Here is a 17,683-nt window from a genome sequence, read left to right on the forward strand (position 1 = left end):
TATCAGCATATACACATTCAGAGTCACTTATGTCTAAATTTTTATTTCATCCACTGACGTGGAGTATTTTACTTGTTCAACTTTCAACCCACGCAGTGTCGGCCGAAAATGAATCTGCTTCAAATCAAATTGTAGCTCAACTGCCGAGTATCACGATTACCGCAGAGAAGCAGGATGAAAGACATAGTTCTTCACAAGCGATTACGCAGTTCAATCATGACCTGTTAGAAGTACCTTTTACTAAATCACATGTATCAGCACAAGATATCCAAAACCATAATGTTCAACGTATCAGTGATGCGCTTTCGTTTGTAAATGGTGTGGTTTATCAAGATAGTTATGGGGGAGGTTTTTGGGACAATTACTCATTTCGCGGATTTAGTACCGATCCGAACATGGGTACGATTTACATGCGTAATGGTTTGAGCTCTGTGAGTGGTATCCACACCGCACGAGATATGGTGAATATTCAAGCGATTGATTTCTTGAAAGGCCCAATGGCGGCAATGTATGGTCAAGGTGCAATAGGAGGGATTATGAATATCACCACTAAGCAACCTGAATGGCAGAAAAAAAGTAATGTAAGTCTGAGTGGAAGTACGCTTGAAGAATATCGAGCAGCCTTAGATACCACGGGCGCGATTAATCAGGATTTGGCTTATCGCCTAGGGCTTGCCTATGAAGATAATCAAAGCTTCCGTGATCATGTTGATAATCAGCATTATTACATTGCACCACAATTAGCATGGAAAATTTCTGAACAAACCCAGTTAAATCTTGATACTGAGTTCTCAGAGTCTAAAGGCGTTTTTGATCGTGGCGTACCGATGGTGAATGGGAAACTTCCTGTCAATAATAAAACCTTTTTAGGTGAGCCTAGCGATGGTGATATTGAGATTAAAGATCAAATGTATCAACTGCGTTTAAACCATGAATTTAATGAGGATTGGAACAATACAACAGCAATCACTTACAGTCATGGTGAACGTGCAGGTACATCAACCGAAATTTCGTCCATTGCATCAGATGGAAGAACGGCAAATCGCTTCCGTCGCTCCCGTCAATTTGAGACAGACACGACCAACTTTCAATCTATCTTAAGAGGTAAGTTTGATACTGGGGTAATCAGACATGAACTGGTTACAAATGTCGAAGCAGGTCATTACACCATTGATCAAGCGCAAAGAAGAAATGCAGAAGGAACGAATAGTCCGATAGATATTTATAATCCTATTTATGGTCAAAACCTTCTTCCATTAACTCGAATAAGTAAAGATATGAAAGAAACCCAAACTATGATGGGTGTAAATCTTCAGGATCAAATTTTTTTAAATGAGCAATGGAATATTTTGCTTGGTGGTCGTTTCAATCGCTTAGAACAGCAGATTGAAAATCATCTAACGGCAAAATTAGCTAAACAGACATTTACACCATTCACACCACGTGCAGGGATTAATTATCAGCCGACTGAGCAGTTGTCTTTCTACAGTAACTGGGGGAAGGCATTTGAACTGAATACAGGGTTGAATAAGGACAATGAACTGTATGAACCAGAGAAAACAGAAAGTTGGGAAGTCGGTGGTAAATATAAATTTTTACCGCAAAGTTGGTTCGGTCTAACGTATTTTGATATGGAAAAACAACATCTGCTCACTGAAGGCATTACTGATAGCTATGTAGATAGCGGAAGAGTGCAAAGCCGTGGTGTTGAGTTAGAACTACAACATCAATTCACTGACAAGCTACGTGTTAATGCTAACTATACTTATACAGATGCTGAAATTGTAGAAAGTGAAGTTGAGGATAAGGGCGCAAGGCTTAAAAATATTCCTAAACATACGGCAAACTTAAGTGCTGACTATCAATTTGACCTTGCAGGACATGATGCTGGCTTGGTTGGCAATATTAATTACTACGGTAAACGCAGTGCAAATTATATTGATAATGGAACCAGTCTTCCTGATTTTACTGTCGTTAATATTGGTGGCTATGTGCAGCTACGACCAGACCTACGTGCGCAACTGAATATTGATAATCTTTTTGATCAAGATTACTACGTCGCAAGCTATACAAACTATTGGGTGCAGGTGGGTGAACCGCTCAAAGCAACACTTAGCCTAAATTGGAAATTCTAGTCTGTGGAGTCAGGAGGGACAGTGTCACAAGATGTGACCGCTCCTTTATAGTTGCTAAGAGATATCGTTTATGAAAAATACATTATTATGTTCTTTTGTTTTTGCTAGTTTGTGCCTCGGATGTAGTCAATCTGAACCTAACCCTAAATCGAGAGAAGCTTCGACCAAATCCATAAAAGTTATTGATCCTGAATTACAGAAATGGGTAGGCCAATATAAAGGAATTTTACCTTGTGCAGCATGTACTTCTTTCTGTGAAGGGTGCGAAGGTATGACTGTCGATTTAGATGTTAAGGAAAACCAGACATTTAAATTGGTTAGAACCAGTAATAGTGGACACAATAAACCCGAAGTACACGAAGGACAATTTGTGTTTACTGATAACGGGAAACTTAAAATTCAGCTCAATGGCATATCTGAGCGGAATACAGTTTTATGGCAGCAGGGTTCTGTGGAAGTTCTTGATGCCAAGACCGGTCTACCTTTCGAAGCCTATTTAGATTTTGAATTAACGAGAAGAGTTTAATGAATAGCTCCCACTTTCATATAAAAAGTAGGAGCTTAAATGGTCTGTTAAGCTTTTTTCTCTTTAACGCCACTAATAAAGATAGCGACTAATGCTACAACTAGACTTAAACCAAATAAAGGCAGTAGTAGCCCAAGAATAATCAATATAGTTCCTAGAGTAAGTCTTTGAAGCGTTTTTGCACTTTTCCATGTACTTAAGAACAAATTTGAAAACTGTATTGTCGTCTGTTTGAGGCCTGTTCTTTTGTACCAAGCTAAATATGCATAAAGAATCATTACACATAGTGCTAGTGAGTAAATAATGAGTATCAACTGGTTTATCCAACCAAATAAAATTCCAATGTGGGCATCAACTCCCCAGCGTGTCAATTTAGCTATTAATGGATAGTCATCAAAATAAAGCTGATCAATTACGCTGTGATTTGAAACGTCAATTGCAATGCTATCTGCTTGAGTAGGCCAACTGCGTTGAATCTCAGAAATACTCCATACTTGATCTTTTTCTAAAGGTGGTTTTATTTGTACCTGAGAAGCATCTATTCCATGCTTTCTAGCGAGATCTAAAGCTATGTCGAAATCACCAGAAGTGACTTGTACTGAAGCATGATTATGTACCATTGAATGATCTTCATGGTGCATAACCATTTTTGATGTAGGTTCGGCTTTGATAGATGTTGATAGAACAGGTGTTTGCCAACTTAGCGCTTGGCGAAATATTCGAATATTTTCACCCGCGTATTCAGACCATGTTAAGCCAGTAACTGCTACAAAAAGTAGTAATGGGAAAAAAATTAAGCTGATAGTGCTGTGTTTTTGAATATATTTATTATGCTTGATTTGGTTCTTCTCAGATGCTTTTCGGCGTTTATACCATTGGTAAAAGCCAGTAAATATCAAGACAGCTAACCAACTTGCTGCAAGTTCACTATAAAATCTTCCCCAGCTTCCTAGCAATAAATCTCGATGTAAGTGATCTAGTTTAGTTCTAAACGGAAGTAAACCACTTGTGCCATATACAGCTAATTGACCTTTTACTTCAAGTGTATATGGGTCAATGAAGATGGCTTCATTTTGCCACCCTGATTCAGGATCTGAAAAAATAATCCTTGTAGTCTGATTTTCTGTTGGTGATGGACGTACTTCAGTTATTTGCGCAGTAGGAGATAAAAATTGTCTAGCTTTCTCAATTTGCTTGCTGAGAGACTGTGTTTTTGAATCGTTATGTTCGATGTATAAAATATCTTTATAAATAATTTTTTCAATTTGTGGGGTAGCAGCATAAAAAAAACCAGTTAGGGCCGCGATAAAGATAAACGGGGCAATAAAAATACCAGCATACGCATGTAGTAAGCGAACTAAAGTTTGCCAAAGATGAAAGTTCATTCTGGAACAATAACAAATTATAAGTGTAAAACCTTACTAGAATTTAAAGCATATATATATCCTTTTTTTGAACAAAAAATATTTTCTTAGACTTTTTTGCACAAATATTTAGAAACTAGCTCTGTCCTAAACTATTTAGATTCAAGTGACAACTTAGGTGTGAGATTAACTTAATTCATTGAATATATTTAGGACTGTTACACACTTTAGTTTACAGTCTCTTTTATACATTCCTGATGGTTTTGGAGCGTTATCCAAGAGTTTGGATATTTCCTTGTATCTTTTTCTATTTGGCTTATGCCTTCTGATTAAATGGGTCTGATTGGGTATGCAAGTAATACAGGATTCTATAGACTTCTTTCATAAATTATTTTTTACTCAGTTCTATATTGTAGATTCCAGCAATTAGATTAAACCTTAACTCCAGTCTTTTACCTCGATTCCGATAACGCCCAACAAGAATCTTAAAGGAATTGAGCTTGCCAAATACATGCTCAATTCCTATTCTTCTTTTATTAATTTCTCGGTTGTAAATTTTGAGTCTAGGATTCAATTTACAGCATCTTTTGGCTTTTAACGGCAATAAGCTATTCGCAAAAAAAGCATAGATTCCTTGATAGCCTTTATCTGCAAGAATAAAAGCGCCCGCAGGAATTTGATTTAAGTTACGTTTGAATAGCTCAAAATCATGCATAGCACTATGACGACTACATAAACTCAAAATTTTCCGGGTTTTGTCGTGAATGATCATCTATACTTTAAAGGTATGTGCCTTTTTCTTGCCGCTGTAGCTTTTCTTCTGTTTTTTAGGTCTTTGGATCGGAATTTCTGTGGCATCTACAATCGCCACATTCTAGTGTATGCTTTCAGCTTCAGGTAATTTTTTCGGTAAATTAAACAAATTAGACTGAATTAGGCAGTCTTCAATATGACGTGAAATTCGGGATACCGCTGGCTCTGAAACATCATAACTTGTAGCAACGTGAAATAAGATTCGGTATTTACGCCAATAGCTGAGACACAGTAAGGCCTGATCTTCAATACAAAGTTTGGTCGGTCTACCATTCATTGGGATCTACTTTTTCATGTATTCAATGATTAAATCAAAGGTTGACCATGAGATACCTGTCTATCGCTTAAACAGGGTTTCAGGAAGATTTCTAAAGTCGAGATATTTCATAGGGTGATTATGCTTGAAAAGCCTAAAGTTATTCTAAATACAGATTGTATCATCAATCTTGCTTGACAAAATCCTGCATGGTTATTCATTATATATTTATATCATATTTATTGATTCATATTGAGTTGAAATTCTATGACCCTCACACGCCACCAAAAAATCTTTTTACAAAAGCAAAAGATATTGGAGGTAACGGAACAGCTCTTACTGGAAAATAATCAGGATATTGTTGTTGGTGACTTGGCTACAGCTCTCGATATTGCCAAGGGTACGATTTACAAGTATTTCCATAGTAAAAATCAGTTGTATCTAGAATTGTTGATCATGAATGAACAGCGGTTGCTGGATATTGCGAAAAATGATCAAGCGGATGTGAAAAAAAGTATTACAACTTATATGCTTTATCATTTAGAAAATGCTAATAGAACCGTTTTATTTCACAATATTGAAGAACAGATTACTAGTCAAGAACGGGGACTAAAGAACAAATTTGAACAGCTCTATGCAATACGAGAGCAACGTATTTTAGAGGTAAAGGATATTACTCTTGAGTTTCTAAAATCCTGTGGTAGTTCAATTGCTGTGCGCGATTATTTGTCCTATGTCTGGACCATTACTCATGGTGCCTGCTTACTATTAAGCTCCACTTATTATCAAAAATCGGTGGGTGGGCGCACTGATTTAATGAACTTCTATATCAAGCAGGCGTTGAATTTATAAATGGTTACTGATTAATCTTCTGGCCATTTTAATTCTAAAATCCGTCGTAGTTCCTGAACATTTTCAACCCCAATATACTGCTTAAGTTCTTCTTCTGCTTTATTAATTTCAGCAATAGCAACAGTAGCCATTTTCTGTCCTTCCTGACTGAGCTGTACCATTTTGACTCTTTTATCATTTGGGCTGTCGAGTAATTCCAAAAAACCTGAATGAATGCCTTCATTGACCAGCTGATGTACTGCCTGTCGGGAGATTTTTAATCTGCGTGCCAGTTCAGACATGGGCACAGGGGCATTCCCTAAATAGCTATATAGCCGTGCCATCGACGGGGTGATATAGCCATAGCCGTTCTTTTCAGCATTCTGCATTAAATGTTCTTCAATCCACTCAAGGCGGGTGCGTAGCAATACTCTTAGTGATTTCACAATTTTTTTACGTTAAAAAACCTTTGATCAATATAACAAAAATTTCAGTTTTGTGACTGCTAATACCTTTGGCTAATTTAAATAAACGTCAAGTTTGCTTGACAATATATTCAAATCAAATTAATTTGTTTTTGCTAGGACAGCAAAACAAAAAAAAGGGTACGTTGCATGGAACAACAAAATACACAGCGTAATGCTGTAATGACGATCTTGATCTGTTTCCTCATTGCATTTATTGAGGGAATTGATTTGCAGTCTGCAGGAGTTGCAGCTGCAGGTGTAGGAGCACACTTTGGTCTGGACAAACCGGCTTTAGGCTTATTTTTCAGTGCTGCGATTCTAGGTTTATTACCAGGTGGCCTGGTGGGTGGACGTCTAGGAGATCGTATAGGCCGTAAAAAAGTCCTGATTATTTCCGTTACATTATTTGGCTTATTTTCAATTTTGACTGCATCGGTCAGTTCATATTCCGGTCTGTTATTCGCACGTTTTATGACTGGTGTCGGCTTGGGTGCTGCCTTGCCGAACTTGGTGGCATTGGCTTCTGAAGCAGTCAGTGAAAAAGCACGGGGTCGTGCCATTTCTCTCATGTATTGTGGCATGCCAATTGGTGGAATTGCCGTATCTTTATTGGCCAGCAGTGCACTGGCAAGCGACTGGAAAGTGATTTTCTATGTGGGTGGTGTACTGCCTTTACTGGTGATTCCACTGATGATGTGGTTTTTACCTGAATCACGTGCTTTCTTGGCAACCCAGCAAGCAGATGCACAAATTGAAAAAGCCAAATTCAGCGATTTATTTAACGCATTTTTCCGCCTGCCTACGCTGCTGCTTTGGGTAGGCTACTTTTTCACCATGATGGTGGTGTACATGCTGTTGAACTGGCTGCCGTCTTTATTGATGGAACTGGGTTTTCAAAAACAGCAAGCGACCATGGTGCAGATGTTCTTCTCGGTAGGCGCCTTCATTGGAACAATTGTACTTGGTGTACTGGTTGACCGCTGGAAAATGAAAAACGTCATTCTATTGATGTATAGCGGCATTGTTATAGGTCTGGTAGCACTCAACAGCTTTGAAACAGTCACTGGAATGTACTTTGCCGGGGCACTCGTGGGCTGTTTCACGATCGGCGGTCAAATGGTGCTATATGCCTTGGGCAGTCAGGTTTATCCAACCCAAATGCGCGGTACAGGTGTAGGTACAGCCATGACAGTTGGACGTTTTGGTGCGATGGCAGGACCTGCAGTTGCAGGACAGTTTTTAGCAATGGGCAACGGTGCAACAGGTCTGATTGCCACCTGTATTCCAGGCATCATCATTGCTGCAGTTCTGATTCTCATTTTACTGGGCACCATGCAAAAACGTGCCCAAGCACAAGCATAAAACCCACGATACAGTATTGAGTATGGACTTGGTGCTGCAGTTTTTTAAACGAATATATGGAAGATGAGCATGAGTTCTGTAAATCAAATTCTGATTGAAAAACAAGGTAAAGTTGGCATTGTCAATTTTCAAACAGATAAATTAAATGTGCTCTTGCATTCACTGCGCGCAGATTTGTATCAAGCGATCCAACAATTGTTGGCAGATGCAGAGGTTGAATCAATCGTCCTGGCAGGTTCAAACAAGGCATTTAGTGCAGGTGCAGATATTGCCGAGTTTTCTGCAGGGACTTATCTCAATTTTCCATCATTGCACGATTTAGTTCATTTAATTTCAGATGCCGCGAAACCTGTAACAGCTGCAATTTCAGGCACCGCACTAGGTGGTGGATTAGAACTGGCTTTGGCTTGCCATCACCGCGCTGTTCATGCAAAAGCGCATTTAGCATTGCCAGAAGTTCATTTGGGTTTACTGCAGGGTGCAGCGGGCACACAGCTGTTACCGCGTTATATCGGTGTGGAAACCGCTTTGGACGCTATTTTAACGGGCAAGCCACTGAAGCTCAGTGCTTTAAAAGATTCCGCTTTGCTGGATGTTCTGACTGATGCTGATGTAAAACAGGCAGCAATTGAATTTGCATCAGCACTCGGTACGCAGCCAGTTCATATTAAACATCAACGTATTCAGTCAACAGATGCACTTAATGACCTGCTGCAGCAAAAACGTGAAGCAGCAGGCAACAAGCCGCAGCATATTGTGCAACATGCGATTATTAATGCGGTGCAAGCAGCTATGGACTTGGACTTTGAAGCAGGTTTTGCTCAAGAACAACAACTATTTCAGCAGCTGACTTCAAGTGATATTTCTAAAAGCTTGCGACATGCTTTTTTTGCAGAGCGTGAAGCCAAACATATTCCCAATTTAGATGCTGCTACAGCGGCAAAAGCCATTGAACGTGTAGCTGTGATTGGTGCAGGTACTATGGGTAGCGGTATCGCGATTTGCTTCTTGCAGGCAGGTTATCCAGTCACGCTCATTGAAAACCAGCAAGTGGGTTTAGACCGCGGTTTAGCGTTGATCGCTAAACACTTTGCAGGACAAGTGGCAAAAGGTCGTTTGATTGAAGAAACAGCCGCCGCCATTCAAGCGAACTTACAGACCAGCTTGGAATACAGTGCATTGACGCAAGTCGATTTAGCAGTAGAAGCAGTTTTTGAAGATTGGGATGTGAAAACAACAGTATTACAGCAGATGGATCAGCATTTGCCAGCGCATGCGGTTTTGGCCAGCAATACTTCGACTTTAGACCTGAATCAATTGTCACAGCAAACCTCACGTCCTGAATCTGTGGTTGGTCTGCATTTCTTTAGTCCTGCGCAAATTATGCCACTTCTCGAAATTGTCCGTACAGACAGCACCGATCAAGCCACTTTAAAAACGGCTTTAGACATAGGCAAACGTCTGAAAAAAACCGCTGTGGTGGCTGGTGTTTGTGATGGCTTTATTGGCAACCGTATGCTGAATGCCTATTTACGTATTGCTGGGCTTTTGATTGATGCAGGTGCATCGCCGTATCAAATTGACCGCGCTTTGGAAAATTGGGGTATGGCGATGGGGCCATTCCGCATGTGTGACATGGCGGGTAATGACATTGATTACATGATTCGTAAGCATCAGTTGAAGCTTAATCCAACAAAGAAATTCTCAGGTTTTGCAGATCAGCTATTTGAGCTGAAACGTTTTGGACAAAAAACACAAAAGGGTTGGTATGACTACAGTCAAGGCAACCGCCGCGGAGATGTAGACGCAGAAGTGATTGCTTTAATTGATGCCTATCGTGCTGAACAAGGTATTACTGCAAAAGCATTTAGTGATGAAGAAATCGTGGCACGTTGCATCTATGCCTTAGTCAACGAAGGATTCCGCTTACTCGAAGAAGGCATTGCTTTACGTCAGTCAGACATCGATGTGGTGTATTTGGCGGGTTATGGCTTCCCGCGCTGGCGTGGCGGTCCTATGTTCTATGCACAGCAGACTGGTTCTGATGTCATGACGGCTTCTATGCAGCAATTTGCACAAGACCTATATACCGATGCAGATTTTTGGCAGGTTCCAGCGTTGCTGGCGCAGGCTGCAGCTTAAACGTTGCGTGCATAGAACAGAATTAAAAGGATTTGGTGGCCCAGCAGAGTGAATCACTGGGCACAGAGGATAGAAAAATGAGCACATTACATTTCAATCATTTGCCGCGTCATTTATCACAAAATTTATCGTACCCACAAACGGGGCTGTATGAGCATTTGACGACCAATGCACAGCGCTATCCAGATAAAGTGGCGGTGAACTATTACGGCAGCCAAGTGAACTATGCAGAGCTGAATGAACGTGTAGAGCGTTTCGCTGGCTATTTACAGCAGCAGGAAAATGTTCAGGCAGGCGATCGTGTTGTGATCAGCATGCAGAACAGTGTCTCATTCATTATTGCCTACTATGCCATTTTGCGTTGCGATGCAGTAGCGGTTCCTGTCAATCCAATGAACAAAGCTTTGGAATTGGAATGGTATGTATCCGATACAGAGTCGAAAGTTGCAGTGGTCGGTTCAGAATTAGTGAGCGAATTTGAAACCTTGTTGGGCAAAACCTGTTTAGGAAAAATTATTGCAACGCGTTATGCAGACGATTTATTTACCTCAACAGAATTTGTGATTCCAGAAACGGTTTTGCAGGCGCCTGTAGTAGAAGAAACTACGGAAGTGGTGAATCTGCAAACAGCATTGCAGCATGCGCCTATTTGCACTCAAGCAGTACGTTCAGGCGAAGACTTAGCTGTGGTGTTGTATACATCAGGCACCACAGCACATCCCAAGGGCTGCATGCTGAGTCATCGTGCTTTAGTGGCGCAAATTTTGACGCAAATCAACTGGAGTCCTTGGGATAACACCGCAAAAGTATTGTCGGTTACGCCATTTTTCCATGTCACTGGCATGATCAATGCCATGTGCTTGCCCATTTGGCTGGGTGCAACCACTTATCTTATGACCCGCTGGGACCGCCTTTGTGCAGCGCAAGTGGTGGATATGCATGGCTTAACGCATTGGTGCTGTATTCCAACCATGGTGGTGGATCTGCTCGCAATGCCAAATGTGAATAAATTCAATTTTAAATCGTTCACTCATGTCTATGGTGGCGGCACAGGTATGCCGCATGCCATTGCGCAAGATTTTGAGACCTTAACAGGAATCGAATTTATTGAAGGCTGGGGCATGACCGAAATGGCGGCGGGTGTGCATCTTAATCCTTATGGCCGCGGAAAGCGCCAATGTTTGGGTGTACCGCTGTTTGATGTAGACACTCGCGTGATTGACCCAGAAACAAGTGCAGAGCTAGGCATTCGCCAAAACGGCGAGATCATTTCGACCAGCCCATGTTTGTTCAGCGGTTACTGGAAAAACCCAGAAGCGACAGAAGCTTCATTTATTGAACATGACGGCAAGCGCTTCTTTAAAACGGGCGATGTTGGCTATTTTGATGAAGAAGGCTACTTCTTTATGGCAGACCGCTTAAAACGCATGATCAATGTGTCGGGCTATAAAGTTTGGCCATCCGAAGTAGAAAGCATTCTGTACCAAAATGAAAAGATTTTAGAAAACTGCATTATCCCATGCAATAAAAATGACCGTGGCGAAAGTGTAAAAGCCATTGTGGTGTTAAAAGCCAATCAAATGATGACTGAAGACGAATTAAGACAGTGGTGCCGAGACAATATGTCGGCCTACAAAGTGCCGAAAGTGGTGGAGTTTGTAAATGAACTGCCAAAAACAGCAAGCGGAAAAATTAACTGGCGTTTACTGCAAGACAAGGAAATGAGCGCATGAATAGCTACAAAGCCCCTCTCAAAGATCTAAGCTTTATCTTCAACCATCTTTTAGATCAAGAGCAATTGGCTCAGCTTCCGGGTTTAGAAGACTTAGGTGTAGATCTGTACGAATCTATTTTAGATGAAGCAGGTAAATTTGCCACCAATGTGCTTGATCCGATCAATGCCAGCGGTGACCGTGAAGGTTTAAAAATTGCCGATGGTGTAGTTACGACACCGAAAGGTTTTAAAGAAGCGTATGCGCAGTACACGCAAGCAGGCTGGAACAATATTTCCTTAGAGCTTGAGTTTGGCGGTCAAGGCTTACCTTATATTTTATCGACTGCGGTCAATGAAATCATGATGTCTGCGAACAAGTCCTTTGTGATGTGCTCAGGTTTGACCATTGGCGCGATTGAAGCGATCAGCCATGCAGGTTCAGATGAACTGAAGCAAAAGTATTTGCCAAAACTGGTATCAGGCGAATGGGGCGGTACCATGAACCTGACTGAGCCGGGTGCGGGTTCAGATGTCGGTGCGTTAAAAACCAAAGCCATTGATCAAGGAGATGGTACTTACCGCATTCATGGTCAAAAAATCTTTATCACTTTTGGTGAGCATGATTTTACCGACAACATCATTCACTTAGTGTTGGCACGTCTGCCTGATGCACCTGAAGGTGTGCGCGGTATTTCGCTATTCCTAGTACCAAAATTCATGGTCAATGATGATGGTTCATTGGGTGAGCGCAATGATCTGCGCTGCGTATCCATTGAACATAAGCTCGGCATTCATGCCAGCCCAACCTGTGTGATGGCCTATGGTGATAACGAAGGTGCACAGGGTTATTTAGTTGGCGAGAAAAACAAAGGCCTTATGGCGATGTTCGTGATGATGAACATGGCGCGTTTAACTGTAGGCATGGAAGGTGTTGCTTTAACCGAACGTTCTTACCAAGCGGCGCTTGATTATGCGCGTGAGCGTTTACAGGGCGTAGACGCTGAAACTGGGCAATCAGTTGCGATTATTGAACATGCAGATGTACGCCGTCAGCTGTTGCAAATGAAATCTAATGTAGAAGCCATGCGTGCGCTGTCGTTATTTATTGCGCAAGCGCAGGACATTAGCTTCCGCCATGCAGATGCAGAGGTATGTCAGCACAATCAGGGTTTAGTGGATTTACTGATTCCAGTCTTTAAAGCATGGGCGACTGAAACAGCATTAAAAACCACAACCACAGGCATTCAAGTGCATGGCGGCTTGGGCTTTATTGAAGAAACGGGTGTAGCGCAATATTTGCGTGATGCCGTGATCAGCGTGATCTATGAAGGTACAACGGCTATTCAAGCAGCCGACTTAGTGGGCCGTAAAGTGGTGAAAGATCAGGGCAAAAACTTAGGCGTACTGATTGGCTTAATGAAGCAAACTTTAGCTCAAGCAGAAGCCAATGCAGATCTGGCGGATATTGCCTTTGAGCTGAAATATGCCATTGAACTGCTGGAACAGCATAGCCGCGCAATTGCAGGGCAGTTTATGCAGTCAACTAAGCAGGCGCTTTCGGTTTCTGTACCGTACTTAATGCTGACGGGTTTAGTGACAGGTGCATGGCAATTGGCGCAAAGCGCTGTCAAAGCATCTGAGCTTTTGGCCGCAGGCGATAGCAACGTCAACTTCTTAAAAGGCAAAATTGAAACGGCACGTTTCTATCACAAAGCGGTATTACCAGAAATCCGTGGGTTGGCTTATACGGTGAGCAATACAGGCAGTGTTATTACAGGTTTTGATAACGTCTATTTTGGTGAATAAGTTTTGGAGAATAAGACCTAATGGCCTTTGATTTAAAAGCATGTATTGACAGTTTACAGCCCCCAGCAATTCATACTTTTCTTGGCGGAAAGATTGAAAGCATTCAGCAGGATGAATGGCAGGCGGTGATCAGCTATCAGCCGCGTCCTGAATTTGCCAATCCAATGGGCCAGCTGCAAGGCGGCATGCTGTGTTCCATGCTGGACGATGCTATGGGGTTATTTGCTATGCTGGCGCAAGAAGGTGCTCCTACAGTCACAGTGATGATGAATATTTCATTCTTAAGACCTTGTCAGCTGGAACAGGTCGAAGTGCAGGTATCTTTTGTCCGTCAAGGCCGCCGCTTTTCAAATATTGAAGCTGTGGCTTATCAGCACGCTAAAGCCGTGGCAAAGGCAACAGCAGCATTTACACCTGTGTAAAGGGTAAATAGCCAAATACAGACCATGATCTTTGCCTGCTTCCGATGTGGGCAAAGAGTAACTATATCGCTTTACAGATTTTTTTTTAATGCTTAGGCATGTATGAATGAATGGCATCAGGATGATGCATCGGGGAAGCAGGGAGAATCATTTGAAAGCACGTATGACTTAAAGATCATGAATTAGCAGCTGTCTAAAACAGCACACCATCTCAGGTATCAACTTAAATTTCTATTGGCATTTGCCAATGGAACAGGGAACTTTTGTCTAAGGATTTTGAACATGAAAAAAACAGTATTGGCTGCACTGTGCACATTAACATTTGCCTCAAACAGTGTCTGGGCGGACTTTATAGACGACAGCAGTGTTGCTGTGACGGCGCGTAACTTTTATTTAGACCGTAATTTTACCGATCCAGAAGTGAAGCAATCTGCTGCCCGTCAATGGTCACAAGGTTTTATTTTAAATGCTAAGTCAGGTTATACCGATGGCCCAGTTGGCCTAGGTGTAGATCTGTATGCAGGTGCAGGTTTTAACCTATGGGGCAAAGAAGGTTATCAAGGCACCTCATTAATGCCTGTAGATAAAAATGGCGATCCAGCTGATTCTTTTGGCAAAATTGGCCTAACCGCAAAAGCTAAAGTGTCACAAACTGAAATTAAGGCGGGAACACTATTTCCCAACACACCTGTTTTAGTCGGTTCTCCAGCACGTTTACTTCCGCAAATCTACCGTGGTGTAGCACTAGAATCAAAAGATTTAGAAAACTTCAAACTAGAAGCGGGTTATGTAGACCGTGTGACGCATCGTGATTCGACCAACTGGGAGAAAATCAAACTTTCAGGCGCGAACATGAAATATCCTTCAGTAGAAACGTCTGGCTTGCATTATGCGGGCGGCTATTACTACTTTAACCCTGAACGTGTGGTTGGGTTATTTTATGGCAATCTGCATGAGGTCTATGATCAATATACGCTGTGGGTGAAAAACACGTATCATTTTGATGACCGTTATAGCGTATTTAATGACTTCCGTTATTTCCGTACAGTCGATGAAGGTGCAGCTTTAGCCGGTAATATTGATAATCATCACGGCAATATGATTGTAGGCGTCGGTATTGATAACCATAAAATCAGCGGCGGCTATATTCATAACTCGGGCGATACAGGCTTTCCTTACTTAAGCGGCGGCGAAGCGAATACCTTTATTGACTCTTGGGCGAGCGACTTTTTAAACCCAAATGAAAAAGCGTGGTCCATCCGCTATGACTACGACTTTAAAGATCAACTGCCAGGTTTGAAATTGATGACGCGCTATACCAAAGGCTCAGATATTCATCTTGAAAATTTAAAACCGGGTCAGGAGCTGGAAGAGCGAAAATTTGGTATTGAACTGAGCTATCAGCTGAAAAGCACACCGTTAAAGGGTTTGTTTATCCGCTTGCGTCATGAAGACTACAAAAATGATTTCGGCCCAATGGCGACCTTTAAAACAGCCAAAGAGCAACGTGTGAATATTGACTATACGTGGAAGTTTAAATAAAAGGGCTTTATAAACTGCATTAGTAATGTAGTGGCATCATTAAAGAATGGCAGATTAAATGCGTTATATGAATGGACGATTGATTTGCCATTTTTTTTAAGTACTTAGATTAGCATTTGAAGTGCAACAGCATGTTCTTGGAATAATCTACTTAAAGTAGATAAAATTAAAAAAGATGATATCTAGGTTAACATCGTAGAATTATCCAATAAGTTGGTTTTGATCAAAGTTGAATCTTTAATTAATTACAATTGATTTTTAACGGTATTTAATACGGTATATTTGATTCTATAAAAAATAATTTATATTCAAAACAATGTGTTATTGAATATTTCTTGTGCGCGCTGAGCGCACTATCCCTAATAAACCAAAATGTTCAAAGCAACAGTACAAATAAAGAAAATGTAAAGTTGAAGTAATTCTAAATTCCTAAAACGACTTGATATGGCTTGAATCCCTCTAAAACAGCATCAGCGACCAATTGAATAAAAGGCTCGGTCTTTTCATAAGCCATCCATTGATCCAAAGCATCATAATAAGCCAATCGATTTTCAACTGTGATAACACAAGGTGGGTAACCAGCTTTAAGCAACTCTAGGTTCATCAATAGACGTGATGTACGCCCATTTCCATCAATGAATGGATGGATACCGACAAAATCTGCATGTACTTTAGCTGCACGTTCAATAGGATGAAGTTTATGTGCCTCCAAGTTGTACCAATCGACTAGCTGAGCCATTTTGTCATTTAGTAATGTATAGTCGGGTGGGGTTGTTGTAGCACCTGAAATTAATACGTTTTGCTGGCGATAACGTCCTGCATTCTCGTCATCGATATTCTTTAGAATGAGCTGATGGATATTTCTAATTTGCCATTCAGAAAATGGTTCTTCTTTTCGAATGATGTCTTCAACATAAAAAATAGCATTTCTATGATTAATGGCTTCGAAGTGTTCTCTTAATGCTTTTCCTCCTACAGTAATTCCTTCTAAGACTACTTTGGTTTCTAATAGAGTGAGCGTATTACCTTCAATTGCATTGGAATGGTAAGTCCATCTAACAATAAGATCTTCTTGTAAGTTTTTGACAATAGAAGAGGAAAGAGGGCGATGTTGATCTAATTTAGCTTTTAAATCATCAATAATTTCAAACATTACCTCTGTCCTTGAATTCTCATTTATAAGCAATAATACATTAAAAATAATTTTCAATATATGAAATGTTATAACATTTTAATTACCATCAAAATTTAAATGTGCTATAGTCATACATACATTCAAAGGTTTTTACTTAGCCTTAAGTATCAGAAATATCTATTAAAATTTAGTGGGTCAAAATTGGGTCAATGAAATATATTTTTTGTTATAAATTACATAAAAACAGTTGCTTGGGTTTTGAGTTCAATTGACGCCACCTCCACCAAAATTCCCGATTAAAGATGATTACCAATAATCAAATTTAATCAAAAAAATGAATAAAAGCCTTGGTTTAGCAATAAATCAGGGCTTTTTTTCTGCCTGCTGTTTATCAGCGTCTGTTATTGTAAGTCATTGATAATTGCTTTCTATCAAATATACTTGTGACACAATAGTGACACGCGTGTAACAACAAGAATGCTTACAGACATCCAAGTTAAAAGTCTTAAACCAAAAGAAAAGCGATATTCAATGGCAGATGGGGAAGGGCTTTCTATTGAGGTTTTTCCTACTGGGAAAAAGAAATGGGTGCTTTCATATCGAATTGAAGGAAAGCAGACCAGGAAACAGCTGGGTGAATATCCCGAAGTCGGCTGTAAAGAAATAAGAAAAGTTGCACGGGACTTTAAAGCCGAGGTTTCAGGTAAATCAAAGATCTCTCATTATTTAAAACAAGTGTGTGATGAATGGTTTGAATTAATGAGCCCGCAGTGGTCTAGTGAAAAATATATCAGCACGGTTAAATACCGTTTGGACTACATTACAGCAGATTTTTTAGAGCTGCCTTTAGATGAAATCACTCGTTTTCAGGTTTCATCAAAAGTGAAAGAAATAGTGGCCAAAGGAACACTCGAAACGGCCACACGTTGTCTGCGCCTACTCAATGCAGTTTTTAATTTTGCGATCGCATCAGGATATACAGAAAAGAACCCTTGTATCTTAGTCGGGGAGCTTATTCCTGAGCATGAGGTTCAAAGCTATCCATGTTTMCTGATGTTTTGACCACCGCTAAGGGTCTGGGCAATGGTTTCCCTATTGGCGCAGTGATGACCCAAGGCCGCGGTGTCGGCGTTTTGACTGCCGGCAATCATGGTTCTACGTACAGCGG

At 40.8% G+C, this 17,683-nt stretch carries 13 protein-coding genes and 3 pseudogenes; 11 read left to right on the plus strand and 5 right to left on the minus strand.

The window, feature by feature from the left end; translation table 11 throughout:
• Positions 1-29: 29 nt before the first annotated feature.
• A complete protein-coding gene (locus AZH43_RS01190; protein ID WP_067665605.1) occupies positions 30-2,135 on the plus strand; it encodes a TonB-dependent receptor in 2,106 nt (701 codons plus the stop codon).
• Between the two features lie 70 nt (positions 2,136-2,205).
• Positions 2,206-2,661, plus strand: coding sequence for a copper resistance protein NlpE N-terminal domain-containing protein (locus AZH43_RS01195; RefSeq protein WP_067665608.1), 456 nt, complete (start codon positions 2,206-2,208; stop codon positions 2,659-2,661).
• 47 nt (positions 2,662-2,708) lie between these two features.
• Here AZH43_RS01195 and AZH43_RS01200 read toward each other — a convergent pair whose 3' ends face one another.
• From AZH43_RS01200 to AZH43_RS18310, 3 genes and pseudogenes are all read right to left on the minus strand, one after another.
• The gene (locus AZH43_RS01200; protein WP_067665610.1) at positions 2,709-4,046 is read right to left on the minus strand and encodes a PepSY-associated TM helix domain-containing protein; all 1,338 of its coding nucleotides are present in this window, start codon (positions 4,044-4,046) and stop codon (positions 2,709-2,711) included.
• 367 nt (positions 4,047-4,413) lie between these two features.
• A pseudogene (locus tag AZH43_RS01205) lies at positions 4,414-4,896 on the minus strand (transposase family protein).
• A gap of 3 nt (positions 4,897-4,899) precedes the next feature.
• Positions 4,900-5,115: a helix-turn-helix domain-containing protein gene (locus tag AZH43_RS18310; RefSeq protein ID WP_106386913.1), complete on the minus strand. Its 216-nt coding sequence runs from the start codon at positions 5,113-5,115 to the stop codon at positions 4,900-4,902.
• A 246-nt stretch (positions 5,116-5,361) separates the two neighbouring features.
• Between AZH43_RS18310 and AZH43_RS01210 the strand changes: the two genes are divergently transcribed.
• On the plus strand, positions 5,362-5,946 hold the full coding sequence (locus AZH43_RS01210; protein WP_067665613.1) for a TetR/AcrR family transcriptional regulator: 585 nt from the start codon (positions 5,362-5,364) through the stop codon (positions 5,944-5,946).
• An 11-nt stretch (positions 5,947-5,957) separates the two neighbouring features.
• On the opposite strand, the gene AZH43_RS01215 is transcribed toward AZH43_RS01210, so the two are convergent.
• Positions 5,958-6,314, minus strand: coding sequence for a MarR family winged helix-turn-helix transcriptional regulator (locus tag AZH43_RS01215; protein ID WP_227509759.1), 357 nt, complete (start codon positions 6,312-6,314; stop codon positions 5,958-5,960).
• Positions 6,315-6,539: 225 nt separating this feature from the next.
• On the opposite strand from AZH43_RS01215, the gene mhpT reads away from it, so the two are divergent.
• The 6 genes from mhpT (at position 6,540) to AZH43_RS01245 (ending at position 15,380) form a co-directional block, all read left to right on the plus strand.
• On the plus strand, positions 6,540-7,754 hold the full coding sequence (gene mhpT, locus AZH43_RS01220) for a 3-(3-hydroxy-phenyl)propionate transporter MhpT (protein WP_067665619.1): 1,215 nt from the start codon (positions 6,540-6,542) through the stop codon (positions 7,752-7,754).
• A gap of 69 nt (positions 7,755-7,823) precedes the next feature.
• Complete coding sequence (locus AZH43_RS01225) at positions 7,824-9,896, plus strand: 3-hydroxyacyl-CoA dehydrogenase NAD-binding domain-containing protein (RefSeq protein WP_067665622.1); 2,073 nt, start codon at positions 7,824-7,826, stop codon at positions 9,894-9,896.
• Positions 9,897-9,973: 77 nt separating this feature from the next.
• On the plus strand, positions 9,974-11,629 hold the full coding sequence (locus AZH43_RS01230) for a long-chain-fatty-acid--CoA ligase (protein WP_067665625.1): 1,656 nt from the start codon (positions 9,974-9,976) through the stop codon (positions 11,627-11,629).
• A complete protein-coding gene (locus tag AZH43_RS01235) occupies positions 11,626-13,416 on the plus strand; it encodes an acyl-CoA dehydrogenase (protein WP_067665628.1) in 1,791 nt (596 codons plus the stop codon). The genes AZH43_RS01230 and AZH43_RS01235 overlap by 4 nt, the downstream gene beginning before the upstream one ends.
• Before the next feature lie 20 nt (positions 13,417-13,436).
• Positions 13,437-13,838 (plus strand): PaaI family thioesterase, encoded by a 402-nt coding sequence (locus tag AZH43_RS01240; protein WP_067665630.1) that lies wholly within the window; start codon positions 13,437-13,439, stop codon positions 13,836-13,838.
• 282 nt (positions 13,839-14,120) lie between these two features.
• On the plus strand, positions 14,121-15,380 hold the full coding sequence (locus AZH43_RS01245) for an OprD family outer membrane porin (protein WP_067665633.1): 1,260 nt from the start codon (positions 14,121-14,123) through the stop codon (positions 15,378-15,380).
• Positions 15,381-15,801: 421 nt separating this feature from the next.
• Here the strand turns inward: AZH43_RS01245 and AZH43_RS01250 are convergent, their stop codons facing one another.
• Positions 15,802-16,533, minus strand: a complete 732-nt coding sequence (locus AZH43_RS01250) for a Fic family protein (protein ID WP_067665636.1) — start codon at positions 16,531-16,533, stop codon at positions 15,802-15,804.
• Between the two features lie 459 nt (positions 16,534-16,992).
• Here AZH43_RS01250 and AZH43_RS01255 point away from each other — a divergent pair.
• Together AZH43_RS01255 and AZH43_RS18315 are read left to right on the plus strand one after the other, a co-directional pair.
• Positions 16,993-17,562: pseudogene (locus tag AZH43_RS01255) on the plus strand (tyrosine-type recombinase/integrase); the annotation flags it as partial.
• A gap of 5 nt (positions 17,563-17,567) precedes the next feature.
• Positions 17,568-17,683 (plus strand): annotated as a pseudogene (locus AZH43_RS18315) (hypothetical protein); the annotation flags it as partial.

The sequence above is a fragment of the Acinetobacter pragensis genome (genome assembly GCF_001605895.1).
Lineage (GTDB): Bacteria > Pseudomonadota > Gammaproteobacteria > Pseudomonadales > Moraxellaceae > Acinetobacter > Acinetobacter pragensis.